Below are 20,182 nucleotides of genomic sequence, written 5' to 3' on the forward strand. Positions count from 1 at the left end.
TGCCAGTTAAGATTAGCAGCCGAATTTAATACTGCTCTTCATCAGAGGGAAACTTCTTAGCTTTAACGTCGTCGTTATAATGTTGTATCGCCTCTGTCATAACTGTATTTAAATCAGCATAACGTCTTAAAAATCTAGGGCTAAATTCCTTATTCATGCCTAGCATATCGTGCAAGACAAGTACCTGCCCATCTACACCGCCTCCTGCACCAATCCCAATCACTGGAACTTGAACGCTTTTAGCCACTTCTTCAGCCAATTTGGCTGGAACTTTTTCAAGAACGATGGCAAAACACCCAATGCGCTCAAGCATTACAGCATCTTCTTTAAGCTTTTGAGCTTCATATTCTTCTTTTGCCCTCACAGTGTAAGTTCCAAACTTGTAAATGGATTGAGGTGTCAAGCCCAGATGCCCCATCACAGGGATACCTGCTTTTAAAATTCGTTTTATAGAATCCTTTATTTCGCTTCCACCTTCAAGTTTAACAGCGTGAGCACCGCTTTCTTTCATTATTCTTATGGAGGATCTTAAAGCCTCTTTGGGGTCGCTTTGGTAACTTCCGAAAGGTAAATCTACAATGACCAAAGCTCTTTTTACTGCGCGTATTACTCCAGATGCATGGTAAATCATTTGGTCTAAAGTAATGGGAAGCGTAGTTTCATGTCCAGCCATGACGTTGGACGCCGAGTCTCCAACCAAAATCACATCTATTCCTGCCTGATCTACGATTTGAGCCATCGTGAAGTCATAAGAAGTCAGCATAGAAATCTTCTCAGAATTGGCTTTCATCTCAATTAAAGACTTTACAGTAATTCTTTTGTATTGCTTTTTGGCTACGGACATAATTTTAGTTTTATTTGAAGAGCTAAATTACTTAATTTTAAACTCAGGCTCAAACGATTTCATATTTCGTTACTTAAACACGTATTCTCATGACTATTATCCTTTTTGATGACCATTTACGGTCACAGTTTCTTCCGTTAACTTTTACAAAACCTATATCAGAATTACGTTTGGGGATACTCACCCTTAAAGAAAAGTGGGAGCGTATATCTAAAGCTACCGTGTCTCACAAGACTCAGGAGTATTTAGCGAAGAAATATCCCGAGCAGTTAGCAGAAAACAATCTATATGTCAATGCCAGATATTTAGCTTCAACTAAACTTCTGGAAGCTATAAAAAACTTAAATGATGATGAAGTTTTAAAACATGATGAAATTATTTTGGCTTACCGGTTAAAGAAAAATGAAGGTTTAGATCTTTCAAAATTGAAAGAAGTACAAGCAGATATCGAGTTGGAATTTGTTGAAAGTGCTACAGATTTATTTTCAAAAAATTACAAAGCCATTAAAGATGACTTTACTTTACTCACTGAAGGCAGAACTTCCCAACCCATCCCAGAAACAGTAATCTGCTTTAATGCAAACCAGATTTTTATTGAGGAAGGGGCCAGATTATATAATGGAACGCTCAATGCCACAGACGGCCCTATTTATATCGGGAAAGATGCTGAGGTGATGGAGAATTCAGCCATCAGAGGGCCTTTTGCTTTGTGTGAGCATTCAACTGTAAAAATGGGCGCGAAAATTTATACGGGTACCACCATTGGTCCGCATTCCAAAGTAGGGGGAGAGGTGAGTAACTCTATGATTTTAGGGTATTCCAACAAAGGACATGATGGTTTTTTAGGCAATTCAGTTATTGGAGAATGGTGTAATCTTGGCGCAGATACCAACACATCCAATCTGAAGAATAATTACGCCAATGTCAAACTTTGGGATTACGATTCAGCTCGTTTTAAAGATACCGGACTTCAATTTTGTGGTCTCATCATGGGCGATCATTCCAAATGCAGTATCAATATGATGTTCAATACCGGAACTGTTGTAGGCGTTAGCGCCAACATTTTTGGGTCAGGATTTCCTCGGAATTTTGTTCCGAGTTTCAGCTGGGGCGGGAGCCAGGGCGTTATGACTTACAAGCTGAACAAAGTTTTTGAAGTCGCTGAACTAGTGATGAAACGCAGAGGTTTGACCTTGACAGCAGACGATAAAGCGATTTTGGAAAACGTTTTTGAAATGACCTCAAGCTACCGTCGAGACTAAGATATTTGTAGAGTAAGTTTATGAGAAAAATCAAAAGTGAAGATTACAAGCGGCCGCAAATTTCTGAAGATTTATTAGAGGAATTATTTAAAAGGAATTGGTTTAAACTTTTTGTGCCAAAAGAGTATGGCGGACTGGAATCCGATTTAAAAACGGCGAGCCAGTACATCGCTGAAACCTCAACACACTTTGGAGGTCTGGGGTGGGTGTTGAATTTGGGTGCAGGAGCCAACTGGTTTTCTGGTTTTTTTGACCCTGAGACTGCCAAAACTATTTTTTCTTCTCCAAAAACAGTTATAGCAGGAAGTGGTGCGGATAGCGGCAGGTTTAAAATAAAAAAGACATCAGTTATTCTGAATGGCAGTTGGGGCAAGTGTTCAGGGGCTGCTCACGCTAACTACTTCAGTCTGAATGCAAAAAATGAAGAGACAGGGGAACTTTCATCTTTTGCAGTCCCGAGAGCATCAGTAGAATTTTCTGAGGATACATGGGAGATTTTTGGCTTAAAAAGCACCTCTTCTCTGACGATTAATCTGAACAATATCCGGGTTCCTGAACATTTTGGATTTCAAATCAATTCCATCAAAAATCATTTGGATTATAAAGTATTTCATATTCCATTTGAACAATTTGCCCGCATTTGTATGACATCTTGCTTTATTGGTATAGCACAATGTTTTTTAAACACACTTCAAACGGAACAGGTTTTTGATAAAAACTTTGAAACTGTCACTGAATCACTTCAGCAAAAAATCACGAAAGCAAGACAAAATCGAGATGCTTTTGCAGAACTGATTCAGGAGAACTCAAATGAAGGTAGGCTTGAGGATAAAATTCAGGCTGATTTGCGAAATGAACTTGGCAAAGGGAATATGTTGATTTTTGATGACATTCAGGAATTATTTAAGAAAGGAGGTTTGCCCATGGTGGAAGAAGACCGGGTTTGTCATTGGGCATACCGTGATGTATTGACAGCTATTCAGCATCATATGATAAAGCCTTGAAAGTCTAACAAACAATAAGTAAAACTATTAAATTTACCTAAAGCTTTTCTAAGTTATGACTTGTACTTCTATTTTTGCTTCTAGATATTCATAGTAGATGAAAAAAAAGATAAAAGCATTTTTAAAGTTGAAATACGTGCAAATTTTGGTAGATTCTATCAAAGATTTCACCTCCAACGAATCTATGAGTTTTGCAGCCGGAACCGCTTTTTATACCATATTTAGTCTTCCTGCTTTATTAATTATAATTTTAAATGTGGGAGCAAGCCTTTATGAAAGGTCAGAAATAAGAGAAGAGCTCTTTAATCAGATTACTAGTTTAGCAGGAGAGGAATCAAGGCAAACTTTAGAAAGTATTTTAGAAAATTTCGCTCTAAATGCTGACAATGCCTTTTCTGCTACACTTGGTATTTCAATACTTATTTTCAGTGCAACTACAGTTTTTGTGAGTCTTCAAAAGGGTATAAATCACATTTGGCACATCAAGCCAAAACCAGATAGAGGCTGGCTTAAACTGGCAATAGATAGGGTTTTAAGTTTTTCTGTAGTCTTAGTGATTGGCTTTATCCTTATTATATCCTTAATTTTAGATGCTGTCGTTTCTTATTCATTTGGCAAATTGGACGACGTATTTCCTGATCTTAATCTGGAACTGATTTCTACTGCTCAAATTGTTCTTTCCCAGCTTATTTTGATAGTGATTTTTGCTTTGATGTATAAAATCCTGCCAGATGCCAAGGTGAGATGGAAGGATACGTGGGCTGGAGCCGTTGTAACTGCCTTACTTTTTATTATTGGTAAGTTCCTTATCGGTTTCTACATGGGTACCAATAATTTAAGTTCGACTTATGGTGCTGCAGGTTCCCTTGTTATCCTATTGGTTTGGATTTATTATTCAGTAGTCATCTTTTTATTTGGAGCACAGGTGACTTATTACATTGCAAAAAATATCGGAGGAGGTGTCAAGCCTAAAGCACAGGCCGTAAGAGTTGAAGAAAGAGAACTAGAAGAATAATCGATAAAATTTTTAACTAAGGTTTTGATTATCAAAAAATAGCTGTATTTTTGCAATCCTTTTAAATGCAAGACAAGAAACGTTTAAAGGGTTGATTTTAAATAATTTAATCTCTTCTGTAAGTTTGCTTGAGTTTCTTGGACGAACAGAATACAAATTTTAAATCAGCATATGGCTGAAGACAAAACAACCAAAGAGCAACAATTTGTTGCAGGCTCAGAAGAATCAACTCCTAAAGTTGCCCCTTCTGAACAACAAGAAAACCCGAAACAATTTCTAGAGGATTTCAACTGGCATAAATACGAAGAAGGTATTGATGAAGTTGATGATGCACAGTTAGAGCAATTCGAGAAGTTAGTTGAGGAAAATTTCGTTGATACACTTCATAACGAAGTTGTAGACGGAACAGTAGTTCACCTTACCGATCAAGATGCTATTATAGACATCAATGCGAAAAGTGAAGGTGTAATTTCTTTAAATGAATTTCGTTACAATCCAGATCTTAAAGTAGGAGATAAGGTAGACGTTCTCATCGACATAAAAGAAGATGCAGAAGGTCAACTTATTCTTTCTCATAGAAAAGCGAGAGTCATCCGTGCATGGGAGCGTGTTAACAAAGCTCAGGAAGACGGTACTATCGTGAATGGTTCAGTGAAATGTAGAACAAAAGGAGGAATGATTGTAGATGTTTTTGGCATCGAAGCATTCTTACCAGGTTCTCAAATCGATGTGAAGCCTATTCGCGACTATGATGCTTATGTAGGAAAGAATATGGAATTCAAGGTGGTTAAAATCAACCATGAATTCAAGAATGTTGTTGTTTCTCACAAAGCGCTTATCGAAGCGGATATCGAAGAACAGAAAAAAGAAATCATTGGTCAGTTAGAAAAAGGACAAGTATTAGAAGGTGTTGTGAAAAACATTACTTCTTATGGAGTCTTTGTAGACCTTGGTGGAGTAGATGGATTGGTTCATATTACAGACCTTTCCTGGTCAAGAATCAACCATCCGAACGAAGTTGTAGAACTAGATCAAAAATTGAATGTTGTTATCCTTGATTTCGATGAAGATAAAACAAGAATTCAATTAGGTTTAAAACAATTACACAAACATCCTTGGGATGCTTTAGATGAAGGCCTTAAAGTAGGTGATGTTGTTAACGGTACAGTTACGGTTATCGCAGACTACGGTGCATTCATTGAAGTTGAAGAAGGTGTAGAAGGATTGATCCACGTTTCTGAAATGTCCTGGAGTACTCACTTAAGATCTGCTCAGGATTTTGTAAACGTTGGTGATAAAATTGAGGCTAAGATTCTTACTCTCGACAGAGAAGATAGAAAAATGTCTCTTGGTATCAAGCAATTGACTCCAGATCCATGGACTGACATTACAACTAAATATCCTGTAGGTTCTAAACATGTTGGTGAAGTAAGAAACTTTACAAACTTTGGAGTATTTGTAGAACTTGAAGAAGGTATTGATGGTTTAATTTATATTTCTGACTTGTCTTGGACTAAGAAAATAAAACATCCTTCAGAATTTTGTAAAGTTGGAGATAAACTGGATGTAGTTGTCTTAGAACTTGATGTGGAAGGACGTAAATTAAGCCTTGGACACAAGCAAACTGAAACAAATCCTTGGGATAAATATTCCGATGAATTTGCTGTAGGGACAAAGCACACAGCATCTATTTCTGAAATAGTTGATAAAGGTGCAACTGTTGAGTTTAACGAAGATGTAACAGCTTTTGTTCCACAACGTTATCTTGAAAAAGAAGACGGAACAAAACTAGTTAAAGGTGAAGCAGCAGAATTTCTCATTATTGAATTCAATAAAGAATTTAAGCGTGTTGTAGCTTCCCATACTTCAATCCATAAGGAAGAAGAGGCTCAGATCGTTAAGAAGGCTTCTAAGAAGTCTGAAGATGAATCTAAGAAGACTACTTTCGGAGATGCCAATGCAGAATTGCAGGCTCTTAAGGATAAGATGGAAAATAAATAAATAGTAGTTTATTTTAAAACTGAAACCCTGCTTGTAAAAGCAGGGTTTTTTTATGGTTAAACTTATTTTAATTCACTTCTATCTTTTAGGATTTGCTTTACCTTAGGATGAAAACAAAATAGTCATGAACGAATTAAACTCATCATCTTTAGAAAAATCTAGAGCTATTAAACTAGCCTATAACGATTATGGTTTTGGACAGCCTGTTATTTTAATTCATGGATGGCCCTTAAATCGTGTCATGTGGGAATACCAGGTAGACACCTTAGTCGATTCTGGGTATCGAGTCATTTCTTACGACAGGCGTGGTTTTGGACAAAGCTCAAAGCCCTGGGAGGGTTACGATTACGATTCATTAGCCAAAGACCTTAAAGATATTATAGAGAGTCTTAAACTGGAAAACGTAATTCTTGTCGGATTTTCAATGGGTGGAGGAGAAGTGGCCCGCTTTGTAGGTAGTTATGGGACATCTTCCATAGCAAAAGCAGTTTTAGTATCTTCGGTTACTCCGTTTATGTTGAAAACTGAAAACAATGATGCCGTAGATGCCTCCGTTTTTGAAGGAATGAAAGAAGGTATTTCAAAGGACAGACCTCAGTTTTTTAAGGATTTCGGCAAAAACTTTTATAATTACGATGCATTAGAAGGAGAACGAATAAGTGAGGCCATGCTTCAACTCACCTGGAATCTTGCCCTGCAGGGTTCTAGAAAAGCTACTTTGGATTGTGTTGATAGTTTTGGAAAAACTGATTTTAGAGACGATTGCAAAAAATTCGATATTCCAACTCTTATTGTACACGGCGATGAAGATCAAATCGTGCCCATTGATGTTTCAGCAAAAAAGGCTAAAGAATTAATTCCAAAATCTCAACTTAAAGTCATTGAAGGCGCGCCTCATGGATTGATGATTACTCATCACGAGGAATTCAATTCTATTTTATTGGACTTTTTGAAATAAATTCTGTTTTGAAATATGATAATAAAAAGCCGCAACTAGCGGCTTTTTTGTTAATATCAATAGGTGAGAACGGTATTACCGTTCTGATTTTGATTTCAAGAGTTCTGGAAATCTTACTTTAAATCTTCTGAATCTCGGCACCGAAACATTTTTGATGTAGGGATTGTTTGGATTGTTGACCTTGTAGTCCTGATGATAGCCTTCTGCCATCCAAAATTTATCAAAAGCCATAACTTCTGCTGCTATGGGTTTGTCGTATTCCTTGGAAAGACTTTCAATTTTGTCTTCAATGATTTTCTTTTGTTTTTCATTTTGATAAAAAATGATAGATCGGTACTGAGAACCAATATCTGGCCCCTGTCCGTTTTGTTGTGTCACATCCTGTGATCCAAAATAGACATCCACAAGGCTTTCAAAAGTTACGACTTCAGGGTTGTAAATAACCTCCACAGCCTCAGCATGTCCTGTTGTTCCGGTGTTTGAAGATTGGTAAGTCGGATTTTTCGTATGACCACCTGAATAGCCTGAAAAGACTTCTTCTACACCTTTTACACTTTCGTAAATGGTTTCCACACACCAGAAGCATCCGCTGGCAAAGTAAGCGCGTTTATAAACCTCGTCATCAAAACTTTCTGAAGCTTTCTCACTTGGGGAACTTGAGTTTTGAGCTTTTCCACAGCTTACAAAAGCGATGGAAAGTAGTATTAAACTTAAAAATGATTTCATTGTTTTTTTATTTCCAAAAGTAGGGGTTAATAAGAGTGACAGAAATTAAGGTCAAGTTAAATTTTAAACACAAAAAAAGCTCGAAGAGAACCTCGAGCTTTTTATGTAAAGTGATAAAGAGGTTTACGACAGTTTAGTAAACATCTTCTCCATTTTTTCTTCTTCTTCTCTTGCCAGTTCCTGATCTACAAGAATTCTTCCACTGTGCTCATCGATGATGACTTTACGTCTTGCAGCAATCTCCACCTGAACCTGTGGTGGTATAGTAAAAAATGAACCTCCGGAAGCACCACGCTCAATTGTTACAACGGCCATACCGTTCTTCACATTGTTACGTATTCTGGTGTAAGCTTTTACCAGACGCTCTTCAATGTCTTTTTTGAATTTGTCTGACTTTTCAGTTAAAGCTGTTTCTTCTTTTTCAGTTTCTTTTAAAATATTGTCAAGCTCGGACTTCTTGTGGTCTAGGTGATTTTGTCTTTCAGCTAACTTTTCTTTGGTCTCTTCTATGACAGTCGTTTTGTGCTCTATTTGTGCACTGTATTCTCTAATGTGTTTTTGAGCCAATTCGATTTCCAGTTCCTGGAATTCGATTTCCTTGGTTAAAGCATCAAACTCTCTGTTATTTCTAACGTTGTCCTGCTGACCTTTATATTTTTTGATCATAGCTTCAGCATCCACTATGAACTGTTTTTTCTCTTTTATCTTCTCTTCCGTTACCTTCAGGTCAGATTCTAACTTTTCAATTCTTTTGGTGAGTCCTGCAACTTCATCTTCCAAATCTTCAACTTCAAGAGGTAGTTCACCTCGCATATTTCTTATTTCGTCAATACGTGAGTCTATTAGTTGTAAATCGTATAGAGCTCTTAATTTCTGCTCTACGGTAACCTCTTTTTTCTTTGCCATAATCAATAGTATTGAATCGGATTGGTATTAATATTAGATAAAACGAGTGCAAAATTAGGGAATTTTTTCGTAAGATAAGCATGTATTAAATCTTTTGTATACTGCTCGCTTTCATAATGTCCTATATCTGCTAAAATGATCTGATCTTCAGCTTTATAGAAGTCGTGATATTTCAAATCGGCTGTAATATAGAGGTCAGCTTTTGCTGCTTTTGCATTTTCAATCGCAAATGCTCCACTCCCACCGAGTACCGCAATGCGTTTAATCGGTTGATCGTTGAGTTGAGAATGTCTTATCACTTTTGTTTTGAAAACTTCTTTTATAAGTGATAAAGTTTCGGTAATTCCCAAAGGTATAGCCAATTCTCCTAGCATTCCAATCCCTCTGTGCTGATCCTTATTTTCTAAAGTTTCTACTTCATAAGCTACTTCTTCATAAGGATGACTTTCAAAAAGCGCTTTTAATATTCTGGATTGTAAGTGGGAGGAAAACGTCATATGGATTTGGATCTCTTTTTCAAACTGTGTTTTTCCCGGCTCGCCAATGGTAGGATTGGACTTTTCATTTCCATTGAAGGTGCCAATGCCTTTAGCGTTAAAACTGCATAAGTCATAATTGCCAATACTGCCACCACCAGCTTCAAACAAAGCGTTTCTCACTTTCTCTGCATTTGCTTTTGGCACATAAGTCGTTAGTTTTTTAATGGTTTTGGATTTAGGAATTAGAACCGAGGTGTTTTTCAGTCCCAATTTTTCGCAAATCATACCGTTGACGCCGTTGGAGACATTATCTAGTGCGGTGTGCATTGCATAAACGGCGATATCGTGTTTTATGGCCTTATGGACCACGCGTTCAACATAGGTTTTTTGGTTCAGTTTTTTGAGACCAGAAAAAATGATAGGATGAAAGCTAATTATCAGGTTACAATTATTATCAATAGCTTCATCCACAACAGCTTCCAGTGCATCCAGAGTTATCAATGCACCAGTCACCTCCATGCTCTTTTTACCTATAAGTAAGCCGGTATTATCAAAATCTTCAGCATAATAAGAAGGCGAAAGTTCTTCAATAGCTTCAATAAAATCGTTTACAATCATCAGAAATTTATTTTAAACTCTAAATTTAAAAATTATAATTTCGCAGTCATGAAATTATTAAGATATTTACTCTTTCCTTTTTCAGTCTTATACGGCTGTATCATGTCCATGCGTAATTTTCTTTACAATACAAATCTCCTTCAATCCAAGGCTTACCCTCTTCCAGTCATTTGCGTTGGCAACCTGAGTACTGGTGGGACCGGTAAATCACCTATGATAGAGTTATTGGTGAGGACCTTAAAAGACAAATACCAACTCGCAACCTTAAGCCGCGGGTATAAGCGAACGACAGATGGATTTCTTGAAGTTCAATCTCATTATACCTCATCCGAAGTAGGGGATGAACCACTTCAATTCAAAATCAATTTTCCAGAAATTACTGTGGCTGTAGATGCTAATAGGCAAAGAGGAATTTCAGAATTACTTAAAAAACACCCACAACTAGATTTAATTTTGCTTGACGATGCTTTTCAACATAGAAAGGTGAAACCAAGCCTGTCTATCCTTTTAACGACTTACAACGATCTTTATACTCGGGATTTCATTCTGCCAACAGGAAATCTTAGAGAGTTTCAAACCGGAGCCAGACGAGCTCAATTGATTATCGTTACCAAATGTCCGGCAACACTTTCTAAAGGTGAGCAGAACAATTTAAGACATCAGCTCAAACCAAAACCTTATCAACACCTTCTGTTTTCTGCTATTCTTTATTCTGATTTTGTTATCAGCAAGACTGAACGTGAAAAGTTAGCTAGCTTCAATGATTTCACGCTTGTCACTGGTATTGCCAACCCAGAACCGTTATTGAGCCATCTGAAGTTGTTAGATAAAAACTTTGAACATATTCAGTTCTCAGATCATCATGAATTTTCTGAAAGTGATTTAGAGCTGCTTCAGAAGAAACCTAAGTTACTGACCACGCAAAAGGATTTCATGAGATTGAAATCAAAGTTGAAAACAGATCAATTGTTTTATGTACCTATTGAAACTCAAATTTTGAATCAGCCAGAATTTCTTAAGACTTATTTAGAAGAAGCTTTATTCTGACGCAGTAAAATATTGTTTTAATAAATCAATTATTTGTTTGTGTAATATAATCTTTTGGTTAAATTTGCAACCTGAAATAAATTAGTAAAGACGTTACGATGAAAAAAGGAATACATCCAGAAAATTATAGATTAGTAGCATTTAAAGATATGTCTAACGAAGATGTATTTTTAACAAAGTCTACGGCTCAAACTAAAGAAACCATCGAATTAGATGGAAGTGAATATCCTTTGATAAAGCTTGAGATTTCAAGAACTTCTCATCCTTTCTACACAGGTAAAACCAAGCTTGTGGATAGTGCTGGACGAATCGATAAGTTCAAAAACAAATACAAAAAATTCAAGAAAGAAGAAAAATAAGCTTAACGCTATTTTAAATACAAAGCCTTCCATTGTGAAGGCTTTTTTATGTCTAAACTTTTGTTCTGAGCAATAAAAAAGCCTTGAGATGAATACTCAAGGCTTTTAACTTTAGTAAAATACACTACTATTTTCTATCAATAATAGAGTTTAATGTTGCACTAGGACGCATTCTTTGAGTCACTATGTCTTCGTCTGGAAAGAAGTATCCTTTGATGTCCTGTGGATTTCCTTGGGCTTTAAGAAGCTCCTCATTGATTTTGCCTTCATTCTCTTCAAGATAGTTAGCTACTTTTTCAAATTCAGATTTCAGAACACTATCTTCATTTTGTTCAGCAAGTGCTTTAGCCCAGTAAAGTGCCAGGTAGAAGTGTGTACCCCTGTTATCGATTTCATTTACTTTTCTGGAAGGCGACTTGTCATTCTTCAAATATTGACTGTTAGCCTTATTTAATGTTTTAGCAATAACTTTTGCTCGTTCATTGTTAGTTTTATCGGCTATATCTTCAATAGATACGGCTAATGCAAGGAACTCACCTAAAGAATCCCATCTGAGGTGACCTTCTTTTACAAATTGCTGCACATGTTTTGGAGCAGAACCTCCAGCTCCGGTCTCATACAATCCGCCACCTGCAAGAAGTGGAACAATAGAAAGCATTTTGGCACTGGTTCCCAATTCCAAAATAGGGAAGAGGTCGGTTAAGTAATCTCTTAATACATTACCCGTCACGGAAATCGTGTCTTTACCAGCTTTCACTCTTTCAAGTGTATATTGCATAGCTTCTTTTGGATTCATGATTTGAATATCCAATCCTGATAAATCGTAATCTTCGAGATATGTTTTTACCTTTTTAATAAGATTGGTATCATGAGCTCTATTTTCATCAAGCCAGAAAATTGCAGGCTGACCAGTATTTTTGGCTCTTTTTACGGCAAGTCCTACCCAGTCTTTAATAGGTAAGTCTTTGGTCTGGCACATTCTCCAAATGTCTCCTTCCTCGACTTCATGAGATAGTAAAGCATGTCCTTCAGCGTTCAAAACATCAACACGTCCTTCTTTTGGAATGATAAAAGTCTTGTCATGAGAGCCATATTCTTCAGCCTTTTTAGCCATTAAACCTACATTGGACACATTACCCATTGTGGTGACATCAAAGGCACCATGTTTTTGACAAAACTCAATAACCTGTTGGTAAATTCCAGCATAGCTTCTGTCTGGAATCACTGCTTTCATGTCCTGAGTTTTATCATTTTTATTCCACATTTTCCCGCCAGATTTCAAAGCGGCTGGCATAGAGGCATCAATAATGACATCACTAGGAACGTGTAAGTTGGTGATTCCTTTAGAAGAATCTACCATAGCCAAATCTGCTTTTTTCTCGTAAATAGCTTCGAGATCGCTCAAAATTGCTTTAGACTTCTCTTCAGGAAGTTGAGATATTTTATTATAAACATCGCCAAGACCATTTGTTGGATCTACACCTATTTCTTTGAACTCAGCTTCATATTTATTGAATACCTCTTCAAAGAAGACAGTGACTGCATGGCCAAAAATGACAGGGTCTGATACTTTCATCATTGTAGCTTTGAGGTGGATAGAAAAAAGGACATTTTTTTCTTTTGCATCCTTAATTTCGTCAGTTAAGAACGTTCTTAAAGCCTTGGCATTCATTACAGAAGCGTCAATTACTTCATCTTTTTCTAAAGGAGTAGACTCCTTTAGAACAATGCTTTTTCCATCTTTATCCACATGAACAATTTTGACATCGTCTTCCTGTTGTAAAACTACAGACTTCTCACTTCCGTAAAAATCACCTTCAGACATTGCAGACACGTGAGATTTCGAATCATCGCTCCATTCCGCGAGCTTGTGAGGATGATCTTGTGCGTATTCCTTTACAGGTTGCGCGACACGACGATCGGAGTTTCCTTCCCTTAATACAGGATTTACAGCACTACCAAGAACTTTTGCGTATCTTTTCTGTACTTTTTCTTCATCGCTATTTTTAGGACTTTCTGGATAATCCGGAACCTTATATCCTTTGTCTTGTAATTCTTTTATAGCAGCTGTCAATTGTGGAACAGAAGCACTTATGTTTGGAAGTTTGATGATGTTTGCTTCTGGTGTTTTAGCCAGTTTACCTAAATAAGCTAAATTATCCTCTACTTTCTGATCATCAGTGAGATAATCATCAAAATTGGAAAGTATTCTTGCTGCCAGAGATATATCTTTCGAAGTTATTTTTATATCAGCAGTTTCAGTAAATCTTCTCACAATAGGTAAGAATGAATATGTCGCTAAAGCAGGTGCTTCATCCGTTTTGGTGTAAATAATTTTAGTACTATGATCTCCCATATGTAGTTGTTTATTTTTTTTGAATAAATTATATAAAATTGAACCCTTCAAATATAAAGATTAACCTTCTAAAAACCTTATCAGCTAGGTTATAAACCTGTTAAAAGCAAAAAACCTTCTCTCAAAATTGAAAGAAGGTTTTTTATACTTTAGAAAATCAAACTTAATTAGTTCTTTTTTCCTTAATTCTTGCTTTTTTACCTGTAAGGTTTCTGAAGTAATAAATTCTGGCACGTCTAACGCTACCTCTTTTATTAATTTCAATTTTTTGAATTGCAGGCATGTTGATTGGAAAAATCTTTTCAACTCCTACTGTACCACTCATTTTACGAATGGTAAAAGTTTTGGAAGCACCAGAACCTTTTACTTGTATCACAACACCTTTAAAGAACTGTGTACGTGTTTTCTGGCCTTCTTTAATTTCGTAGTAAACTGTGATAGTATCACCAGAAGAAAATTTTGGAAAATCTTTCTTTTCTACAAATTCGTCTTGAACAAACTTTACTAAATCCATTTTATTTTAGTTTTCTGTTATCCAAACCAACATTCACGCATCTCGTCAGAGGTTGATTTAGCGATTGCAAAAGTAAACAAAAAATACAATTATGCAAGCGATTATTTCTAATCTTCCAATAAATCGGGTCGCCTGTCTTTAGTTCTTTGTAAGGCCTTTTCATCTCTCCAGTCATCCACTTTCTGTTGATGGCCACTTAATAAAATCTTCGGAACTTCATAGCCTTTGTACTCTGCTGGTCTAGTATAAATAGGAGGGGATAACATGTTGTCCTGAAAGGCATCTGTGAGTGCTGAAGTCTCATTTCCGAGAACGCCAGGAATTAACCTGATGATAGAATCAGATAAAACAGCAGCAGCCAGTTCACCTCCGGAAAGGACATAATCCCCGATGGATATTTCCTTGGTAATGAACATTTCTCTCACTCTTTGGTCTACTCCTTTGTAATGACCGCAAAGCATAATTAGATTTCCTTTTAAGGACAATGAATTAGCCATACTTTGATTAAGAACATCGCCATCTGGAGTTAAGTAAATAACTTCATCGTAATCTCGTTCAGACTTTAGTTTGGAAATACATTTATCGATAGGCTCTACCATCATAACCATTCCTGCGCCACCACCATATTGATAGTCATCAATTTGTTTGTAGCTGGACGTTGTATAATCTCTAAGGTTATGTAAATGGATTTCAACTAACCCCTTTTCAATAGCTCTTTTGAGTATGGATGCTTCAAAAGGGCTTTTTAATAAATCGGGAACAACGGTAATGATATCAATTCTCATTTTAAACTTTTTTAAGTGTGAAGCTCAACATTATACAGCCTGCCAAAAGCAAGAGAAAAAACCAAAACTGGTAAGCAAGCCCAAAATATTCTGCTATCAGCCCAAAACTTGCAGCGACCATTGTAAACAGACCTATAAGGGTATTGGCAACAGAAACGTAAGTGGGTCTTTCGTTATCTGGTGCGTAATCTATAATGTACGTTTTTCGGCTTAATCTGGCTCCTGCGTAAGCAACCCCATTGATGAACAGAACAGGCATGAAATAATAAAAATTGAGAAAATCAGAATCAAAATAAACAAATACCAAGGCATAAAGTATACTCAGTATGGAAAGGCCGGCAGAAATTCTCATAAGTTTAAGACTGGATTTATCTGCCAGTCTTCCCCAAAAGGGACTACTTACGATTTGTGCTAAACTGCCAATAATGATGATGAAGCCTAAATAATTCCAATTATCCTGACTTGCATCTTTTGCCACTAAAATAAAAAATGGGTTAAGAAGAGGTATCGCCATCAGTAATGCTCTGGTGATGATGAAGTTTCTGTAAGAAGTGTCTTTTCTCAAAAGGGAGGCTCCGGTTCTAAATTCTTGAATTGGGCTTCTCCCACCTTCTGTAGACCCTGGTTCTTCTTCGATAGCAGAGAAAATAACAGCTGCAGCCATCCAAAGTATAGAAGCTATGGCAAATAGACTTACATAGAGCCATTTGCTGTCTTCACCTTTAAGGAAAAATACCAACACACCTCCAGCGATTAAGGCTAAAGCTCCTCCAAAAGTAGATCTATAACTCAACATTTGTCCTCTTTCGCCTTTAGGAACTGTTTTCCCCGTTACATCCTTAAAGCTAACAGAGCCTACTCCTGAAGCAATACTGAAAATAAGCAGCAGTAAAACTAGTGCATAACTTACTAGAATTTGATTTTCGATGATGGCTAACAGAATCGCTGAAACTAATAAACAGATTCCCTGCGTAAGCCCAGCACCAACCCAATAAGGTTTTCTTTTTTCTTTTTTTCTTAGTTGACCACTAACAAACAGCTGGGGCAGCAGCGACCCTACGTCTTTTATAGGGACCAACATACCAATGAGGAAAACTGGAGCTCCAAGAAAACTTAAGATCCAGGGTAAAGTAAGTCCCGGGCTAATCAATTTCTCAGCGAGTTTGGTCAGGCTACCGTTAAAAATATTTAAGGTGAAGTTTTTAGGGACTTTGGTGCATTCAGAATCTGGGATCGATGCACATGCTCTTGTTTCCGCATCTTCTGTCAGAAAATCATAAAATTCCTCTGTCTTCGACATTACTTGGTGTTCCCCTTGTTGAATTTTTGATTTTTATTCTTTTCGTCTTGGAGCTGTCTTCCTAATTTTTGTTGTTTTTCTAGAGCAATACGTTTGTAGTTTTCATAGTCAGCATCAAGATTTTTCAAATTCTGTCTTGCTTCTTTGGTCAGTAAATTACTTCTATTGAATTTGAACAGCAAGAATAAAAGAAGGGCTACTAAAACTACGACAATGGACCAGGCTACGGTATTATACAGAGATTTGGTTAAAGACGTCCCGAAAAATTGGATTTCGTCTTTCTGATTTTGAAGATTTGTAAGTTGAGTATTTAATTCTGAAACTTCCTTTTTCAGAGATTGTATTTGTTGCTCCTGGGACTGAATACTATCCTTCAATACTGAAATTTCAGTTGTCAAAAGATCAAATTCTGTTGAAATCTTTTCAATAGCAGCATTAATACTTACTTTTTCAACTACTTTATACTGTTGATAATTGTTGGATTCTTCAACGACAGATTTGAGATTTTCAATAGCTGTTGGTGTTTTCGCTTGCTCTTCTTCAGAAACATCCTGTGAAAAGCCTAAACTTGTAAATAATAAAGCAACTAGAACAAAATGTAATGGTCTCATATAAGTAATTTTCGCAAAAGTATCTAAAATGCTTTTAATACGAATCAATTTAAAAAAATAAAATCCTTAATTTCTTAAGGATTTTTATTGTTTAGTAGTAAGTAAATCGCCTTACGTTGGAGATATATTTAGCCAGTCGTATCACTTGGTGGCTATAGCCAAACTCATTATCGTACCAAATGTATAGTACAACAGAGTTTGTGCTTTCATCTGCAATGGTTGCATGACTGTCAAAAATGGCAGGGGCCGAAACCCCGACAATATCTGAAGAAACGAGTTCATTATCGATGGAATATTTGATTTGCTCTACCAAATCACCGCTAAGGGCAGCCTCTTTAATTTTGGCGTTGAATTCTTCTTTTGTTGTTTTGGTCTTAAGGTTAAGATTCAGAATAGCCAAGGAGCCATTTGGAACAGGAACCCGTATGGCATTGGAAGTTAATTTTCCTTCAAGTTTTGGAAGGGCTTTGGCTACCGCTTTGCCGGCACCGGTTTCGGTTATGACCATATTGAGAGCAGCAGCACGGCCTCTTCTGTATTTGCTATGCATGTTGTCTACCAGATTTTGATCATTGGTGTAAGCATGAATAGTTTCGAGATGTCCGTGTTCCACACCGAAATTGTCTTCAACAGCCTTAAGAATAGGAGTAATGGCATTTGTAGTGCAGGAGGCTGCAGAAAAAATGGAGTCTTTATGGATGTCATGATTTTTGTGGTTTACCCCGTGAACAATGTTGGGAATGCCTTTTCCTGGGGCTGTTAGTAAAACTTTTTCACTCCCCTTGGATTTCAAATGCCTGCTTAACGCTTCTTTGTCTCTGAAAGCTCCGGTATTATCTATAATTAAAGCTTTATCGATGCCATAAACCGTATAATCAATATCTTCCGGCTTGTTGGCAGAAATTATCTTGACGGTGGTGTCGTTTATGATTAAGGCAGAATTCTCCACATCAATTTGAACTGTTCCATTGAAGTCAGCGTGAATAGAATCATTTTTTAACAATGAGGCTCTTTTCTCTAAAACATCCTGAGTGATTTCTCCTCTGGTTACGATGGCTCTCAATCTCAACTGATTGCCTTTGCCTGTTTTGGCCATCAATTCTCTGGCGATAAGGCGACCAATTCTACCAAACCCGTAAAGCACAACATCTTTTGGAGTAATCGAGTTGAAATTCTCAGCATCTTTGAGTTTGTTGGAGATAAAGCTCATCACATTTTGATCCTTATTTCCGTTTTGTAAATACTCAAACGTAAGTTTTCCTATATCTAATTTTGATGGAGGGAGATTTAAATTTTTGATGCCTTCAGCTACTTCAGTAGAGTCAAAAATAGAAATAGGTTTATCTACGAATTTTCCTGCGTATTCGTGAAGTTTTAGAATTTCTCCTACATTTTTGTTGATAAGTGAATTTCTGAATAAAACGAGTTCGATGGATTTTTCATACCAAAGTTCATTGACGATGCTGATGAATTTTACAGAAGCACGACGTCTGTCGGCCTGGAAGGAAAGTTCCTTTTCATACACTTGAGATGGATTCATTGCGAAATAGAATTTTTAAAATTTTGGCAAAAGTATTAAACTCAATCGTTTTCGTAAGTAGTTTTTTAGGATAAAATTAGAATTTTTTTCTTCTCTAGAATTGAATTTATAATTGATTTTCTAAAAAAAACTTAGTGTGATTTTTATTAAGGGATGTATTGAAAATCAGAAAATTCAAAATACTTTTGCAAAATTTAAAACCAACTTATTTTACTTCAAATGACAGAGTTAATCTCTTTTGGAATTTTATCGTTTACCACTTTCTTTACTATTATCAATCCGCTTGGGGTTATGCCTATTTTCATGACCATGACTTCAGATTTGGATAAAGAAAGTCGAAAATCTACTGCCAAAAAGGCTATTATAGCTTCTTTTGTCACCATCATCATCTTTGCTTTTACAGGTCAGATTTTATTTAAGTTTTTTGGTATTTCTGTGAATAGCTTCAGAGTGGTAGGAGGGATTATCTTCTTCTTGATGGGTATGGATATGCTGCAGGCCAGATTGGGGAAAGTGAAAGTCCAGGAGGCTGAAATTAAAACTTATGTCAACGATATTTCCATTACGCCATTGGCAATCCCGATGATTTGTGGACCAGGAGCTATTACTAATGCCATCGTTATGATGGAGGATGCCCAGTCTGTAGAAATGCAGGCGGTTCTCATCGGCGCTATCATCCTGGTGATGGGAATTACCCTGACTATTCTGTTGAGTGCAGGTAAAATCATTAAAATTCTTGGTCAGACAGGTAATAACGTCCTGATGAGATTGATGGGGCTTATCATTATGGTAATCGCCATAGAATTCTTCCTGAGCGGTTTCAAACCTATTTTTCAAGATATTATAGCGCGGAGTTAAAGCCCATCCCTAACCCTTCCCTCCCGATCCCGATAGCTCTCGGGACTATCGGGAGGGAAGGGAATTAATAAATAAAGGAGAAGAGTATACGTTCTCCCTCCCCTGGAGTGACTTATAGGGAGGTAGTTCCCCCTTCGGGGGCTAGAGGGCATTCAATAGACAACTTTGACAAAGATTCCTTTATCGTCTGTATGTTGTTCATCTTCAATAACGTTTAATTCAGACGAATTGCCTTTTAAATTGGACACACAAAGCACCATCGCATCCAAAATATCGTCTGGTTTGACTTTTGATTTTGGAAAGGTTTCAGTTATGTTTTGATATAGTTTTTTAAGCTGAGGGTACTGCTTTTGAAGCAATTGAAAGCGTTCCAGAAACCCTTCTTTGGTTGATTTTTTTGTTTGAATCACTTCTGATTCGTTTAAATACTTAAAGCAGATTTCCGGATGACTTTCAAAAAATTCCAGTTCATTAGCTTTAATCTCCAGGAATTGATCTACTTCTTTTATTTTTTTGGAAATGTTGTAGCTCTGTATAGAAATGCTTTTTCCAAGAATGTCTTTATTTAGCTTTCTGGCCTCATCATAATCTTCAGCATAAATGGCTTTACGGCAAGCTGGAGTGAATATGGTAGAAGACCGGTTTCCAAGCTCTTTCCTCAATTTGGATTCGATGGTTCTTGTAAAATTTTCAGAAGACAAACCAATAGGAATATCGATTAAAACTCTTCGAAGATCTGGATGTGTTTTCATCAATTCATCAATCGATTTTACCGCCTCAAAAGAGAATTCTTCAGCATCGTGAAGAATGACAATCCAGCCAAGCGGACAGGAATCTATTCCAGCTAGTTTCATGTGTTGAATGCTTTAGGTGAACTAAAAATAGTAAATTATAAATAAAATTTTGATTCTTTCTGCAACTCAGGACGTATCAATAAGTTAGTTTTTATTTGAAGCTAGCTAACTTAAACATTTGAGTTAGCCTAGTCAAAATCTAAAT

The 20,182-nt window shown here is 36.7% G+C and carries 19 protein-coding genes; 8 read left to right on the forward strand and 11 right to left on the reverse strand.

From position 1 onward, the window contains the following. Positions 1 to 25: 25 nt before the first annotated feature. A complete protein-coding gene (gene panB, locus LB450_RS10350; protein WP_224488213.1) occupies positions 26 to 844 on the reverse strand; it encodes a 3-methyl-2-oxobutanoate hydroxymethyltransferase in 819 nt (272 codons plus the stop codon). Positions 845 to 933: 89 nt separating this feature from the next. On the opposite strand from panB, the gene LB450_RS10355 reads away from it, so the two are divergent. The 5 genes from LB450_RS10355 to LB450_RS10375 all read left to right on the forward strand — a co-directional run bounded on the left by LB450_RS10355 (position 934) and on the right by LB450_RS10375 (position 7,084). Continuing rightward, positions 934 to 2,106, forward strand: coding sequence for a GlmU family protein (locus tag LB450_RS10355; protein WP_224488215.1), 1,173 nt, complete (start codon positions 934 to 936; stop codon positions 2,104 to 2,106). Positions 2,107 to 2,126: 20 nt separating this feature from the next. After that, the gene (locus LB450_RS10360) at positions 2,127 to 3,110 is read left to right on the forward strand and encodes an acyl-CoA dehydrogenase family protein (protein WP_224488223.1); all 984 of its coding nucleotides are present in this window, start codon (positions 2,127 to 2,129) and stop codon (positions 3,108 to 3,110) included. Positions 3,111 to 3,207: 97 nt separating this feature from the next. Continuing rightward, positions 3,208 to 4,125, forward strand: coding sequence for a YihY/virulence factor BrkB family protein (locus tag LB450_RS10365; RefSeq protein ID WP_224488232.1), 918 nt, complete (start codon positions 3,208 to 3,210; stop codon positions 4,123 to 4,125). A 171-nt stretch (positions 4,126 to 4,296) separates the two neighbouring features. Then, positions 4,297 to 6,126: a 30S ribosomal protein S1 gene (gene rpsA, locus LB450_RS10370; RefSeq protein WP_224488242.1), complete on the forward strand. Its 1,830-nt coding sequence runs from the start codon at positions 4,297 to 4,299 to the stop codon at positions 6,124 to 6,126. A 124-nt stretch (positions 6,127 to 6,250) separates the two neighbouring features. Then, on the forward strand, positions 6,251 to 7,084 hold the full coding sequence (locus LB450_RS10375) for an alpha/beta fold hydrolase (protein WP_224488244.1): 834 nt from the start codon (positions 6,251 to 6,253) through the stop codon (positions 7,082 to 7,084). Between the two features lie 75 nt (positions 7,085 to 7,159). Here LB450_RS10375 and msrA read toward each other — a convergent pair whose 3' ends face one another. The 3 genes from msrA to LB450_RS10390 form a co-directional block, all read right to left on the reverse strand. Next, positions 7,160 to 7,810, reverse strand: coding sequence for a peptide-methionine (S)-S-oxide reductase MsrA (gene msrA / locus LB450_RS10380; protein ID WP_224488246.1), 651 nt, complete (start codon positions 7,808 to 7,810; stop codon positions 7,160 to 7,162). A gap of 123 nt (positions 7,811 to 7,933) precedes the next feature. Continuing rightward, the gene (locus LB450_RS10385; protein WP_224488247.1) at positions 7,934 to 8,716 is read right to left on the reverse strand and encodes a zinc ribbon domain-containing protein; all 783 of its coding nucleotides are present in this window, start codon (positions 8,714 to 8,716) and stop codon (positions 7,934 to 7,936) included. 2 nt (positions 8,717 to 8,718) lie between these two features. Beyond that, positions 8,719 to 9,813, reverse strand: coding sequence for a Nif3-like dinuclear metal center hexameric protein (locus LB450_RS10390; RefSeq protein ID WP_224488256.1), 1,095 nt, complete (start codon positions 9,811 to 9,813; stop codon positions 8,719 to 8,721). 48 nt (positions 9,814 to 9,861) lie between these two features. On the opposite strand from LB450_RS10390, the gene lpxK reads away from it, so the two are divergent. Both lpxK and LB450_RS10400 read left to right on the forward strand, forming a co-directional pair. After that, entirely contained in the window at positions 9,862 to 10,860 is a 999-nt protein-coding gene (lpxK, locus tag LB450_RS10395; protein WP_224488257.1) for a tetraacyldisaccharide 4'-kinase, read from the forward strand. A gap of 98 nt (positions 10,861 to 10,958) precedes the next feature. Then, positions 10,959 to 11,219 (forward strand): type B 50S ribosomal protein L31, encoded by a 261-nt coding sequence (locus tag LB450_RS10400; RefSeq protein WP_224488260.1) that lies wholly within the window; start codon positions 10,959 to 10,961, stop codon positions 11,217 to 11,219. Between the two features lie 127 nt (positions 11,220 to 11,346). Here the strand turns inward: LB450_RS10400 and LB450_RS10405 are convergent, their stop codons facing one another. From LB450_RS10405 to LB450_RS10430, 6 genes are all read right to left on the reverse strand, one after another. Next, positions 11,347 to 13,575, reverse strand: coding sequence for an NADP-dependent isocitrate dehydrogenase (locus LB450_RS10405; protein WP_224488261.1), 2,229 nt, complete (start codon positions 13,573 to 13,575; stop codon positions 11,347 to 11,349). A gap of 163 nt (positions 13,576 to 13,738) precedes the next feature. Then, positions 13,739 to 14,089 carry a 50S ribosomal protein L19 gene (gene rplS, locus LB450_RS10410; RefSeq protein ID WP_164004839.1) on the reverse strand — a complete coding sequence of 117 codons (351 nt, stop codon included), beginning with the start codon at positions 14,087 to 14,089 and terminating at the stop codon, positions 13,739 to 13,741. Between the two features lie 107 nt (positions 14,090 to 14,196). Continuing rightward, positions 14,197 to 14,874 carry a tRNA (guanosine(37)-N1)-methyltransferase TrmD gene (gene trmD, locus LB450_RS10415; RefSeq protein WP_224488263.1) on the reverse strand — a complete coding sequence of 226 codons (678 nt, stop codon included), beginning with the start codon at positions 14,872 to 14,874 and terminating at the stop codon, positions 14,197 to 14,199. 1 nt (position 14,875) lies between these two features. Further along, positions 14,876 to 16,174 (reverse strand): MFS transporter, encoded by a 1,299-nt coding sequence (locus tag LB450_RS10420; protein WP_224488265.1) that lies wholly within the window; start codon positions 16,172 to 16,174, stop codon positions 14,876 to 14,878. Beyond that, a complete protein-coding gene (locus tag LB450_RS10425; RefSeq protein ID WP_224488267.1) occupies positions 16,174 to 16,785 on the reverse strand; it encodes a hypothetical protein in 612 nt (203 codons plus the stop codon). Before LB450_RS10425 ends, LB450_RS10420 begins: the two co-directional genes overlap by 1 nt. Before the next feature lie 91 nt (positions 16,786 to 16,876). Next, positions 16,877 to 18,325, reverse strand: a complete 1,449-nt coding sequence (locus tag LB450_RS10430) for a glyceraldehyde-3-phosphate dehydrogenase (RefSeq protein WP_224488268.1) — start codon at positions 18,323 to 18,325, stop codon at positions 16,877 to 16,879. A gap of 219 nt (positions 18,326 to 18,544) precedes the next feature. Between LB450_RS10430 and LB450_RS10435 the strand changes: the two genes are divergently transcribed. Then, positions 18,545 to 19,183: a MarC family protein gene (locus tag LB450_RS10435; RefSeq protein ID WP_224488270.1), complete on the forward strand. Its 639-nt coding sequence runs from the start codon at positions 18,545 to 18,547 to the stop codon at positions 19,181 to 19,183. A 152-nt stretch (positions 19,184 to 19,335) separates the two neighbouring features. Here the strand turns inward: LB450_RS10435 and LB450_RS10440 are convergent, their stop codons facing one another. Next, positions 19,336 to 20,037 (reverse strand): DUF429 domain-containing protein, encoded by a 702-nt coding sequence (locus tag LB450_RS10440; RefSeq protein WP_224488272.1) that lies wholly within the window; start codon positions 20,035 to 20,037, stop codon positions 19,336 to 19,338. Positions 20,038 to 20,182: the final 145 nt, after the last annotated feature.

The organism is Psychroflexus curvus (assembly GCF_020164585.1).
GTDB lineage: Bacteria > Bacteroidota > Bacteroidia > Flavobacteriales > Flavobacteriaceae > Psychroflexus > Psychroflexus curvus.

What these genes read in the sequence shown, in the direction of transcription:
- panB (WP_224488213.1), bottom strand. Translation starts at nt 844, where the DNA reads ATGTCCGTAGCCAAAAAGCAATACAAAAGAATTACTGTAAAGTCTTTA.
- LB450_RS10355 (WP_224488215.1), top strand. Translation starts at nt 934, where the DNA reads ATGACTATTATCCTTTTTGATGACCATTTACGGTCACAGTTTCTTCCG.
- LB450_RS10360 (WP_224488223.1), top strand. Translation starts at nt 2,127, where the DNA reads ATGAGAAAAATCAAAAGTGAAGATTACAAGCGGCCGCAAATTTCTGAA.
- LB450_RS10365 (WP_224488232.1), top strand. Translation starts at nt 3,208, where the DNA reads ATGAAAAAAAAGATAAAAGCATTTTTAAAGTTGAAATACGTGCAAATT.
- rpsA (WP_224488242.1), top strand. Translation starts at nt 4,297, where the DNA reads ATGGCTGAAGACAAAACAACCAAAGAGCAACAATTTGTTGCAGGCTCA.
- LB450_RS10375 (WP_224488244.1), top strand. Translation starts at nt 6,251, where the DNA reads ATGAACGAATTAAACTCATCATCTTTAGAAAAATCTAGAGCTATTAAA.
- msrA (WP_224488246.1), bottom strand. Translation starts at nt 7,810, where the DNA reads ATGAAATCATTTTTAAGTTTAATACTACTTTCCATCGCTTTTGTAAGC.
- LB450_RS10385 (WP_224488247.1), bottom strand. Translation starts at nt 8,716, where the DNA reads ATGGCAAAGAAAAAAGAGGTTACCGTAGAGCAGAAATTAAGAGCTCTA.
- LB450_RS10390 (WP_224488256.1), bottom strand. Translation starts at nt 9,813, where the DNA reads ATGATTGTAAACGATTTTATTGAAGCTATTGAAGAACTTTCGCCTTCT.
- lpxK (WP_224488257.1), top strand. Translation starts at nt 9,862, where the DNA reads ATGAAATTATTAAGATATTTACTCTTTCCTTTTTCAGTCTTATACGGC.
- LB450_RS10400 (WP_224488260.1), top strand. Translation starts at nt 10,959, where the DNA reads ATGAAAAAAGGAATACATCCAGAAAATTATAGATTAGTAGCATTTAAA.
- LB450_RS10405 (WP_224488261.1), bottom strand. Translation starts at nt 13,575, where the DNA reads ATGGGAGATCATAGTACTAAAATTATTTACACCAAAACGGATGAAGCA.
- rplS (WP_164004839.1), bottom strand. Translation starts at nt 14,089, where the DNA reads ATGGATTTAGTAAAGTTTGTTCAAGACGAATTTGTAGAAAAGAAAGAT.
- trmD (WP_224488263.1), bottom strand. Translation starts at nt 14,874, where the DNA reads ATGAGAATTGATATCATTACCGTTGTTCCCGATTTATTAAAAAGCCCT.
- LB450_RS10420 (WP_224488265.1), bottom strand. Translation starts at nt 16,174, where the DNA reads ATGTCGAAGACAGAGGAATTTTATGATTTTCTGACAGAAGATGCGGAA.
- LB450_RS10425 (WP_224488267.1), bottom strand. Translation starts at nt 16,785, where the DNA reads ATGAGACCATTACATTTTGTTCTAGTTGCTTTATTATTTACAAGTTTA.
- LB450_RS10430 (WP_224488268.1), bottom strand. Translation starts at nt 18,325, where the DNA reads ATGAATCCATCTCAAGTGTATGAAAAGGAACTTTCCTTCCAGGCCGAC.
- LB450_RS10435 (WP_224488270.1), top strand. Translation starts at nt 18,545, where the DNA reads ATGACAGAGTTAATCTCTTTTGGAATTTTATCGTTTACCACTTTCTTT.
- LB450_RS10440 (WP_224488272.1), bottom strand. Translation starts at nt 20,037, where the DNA reads ATGAAACTAGCTGGAATAGATTCCTGTCCGCTTGGCTGGATTGTCATT.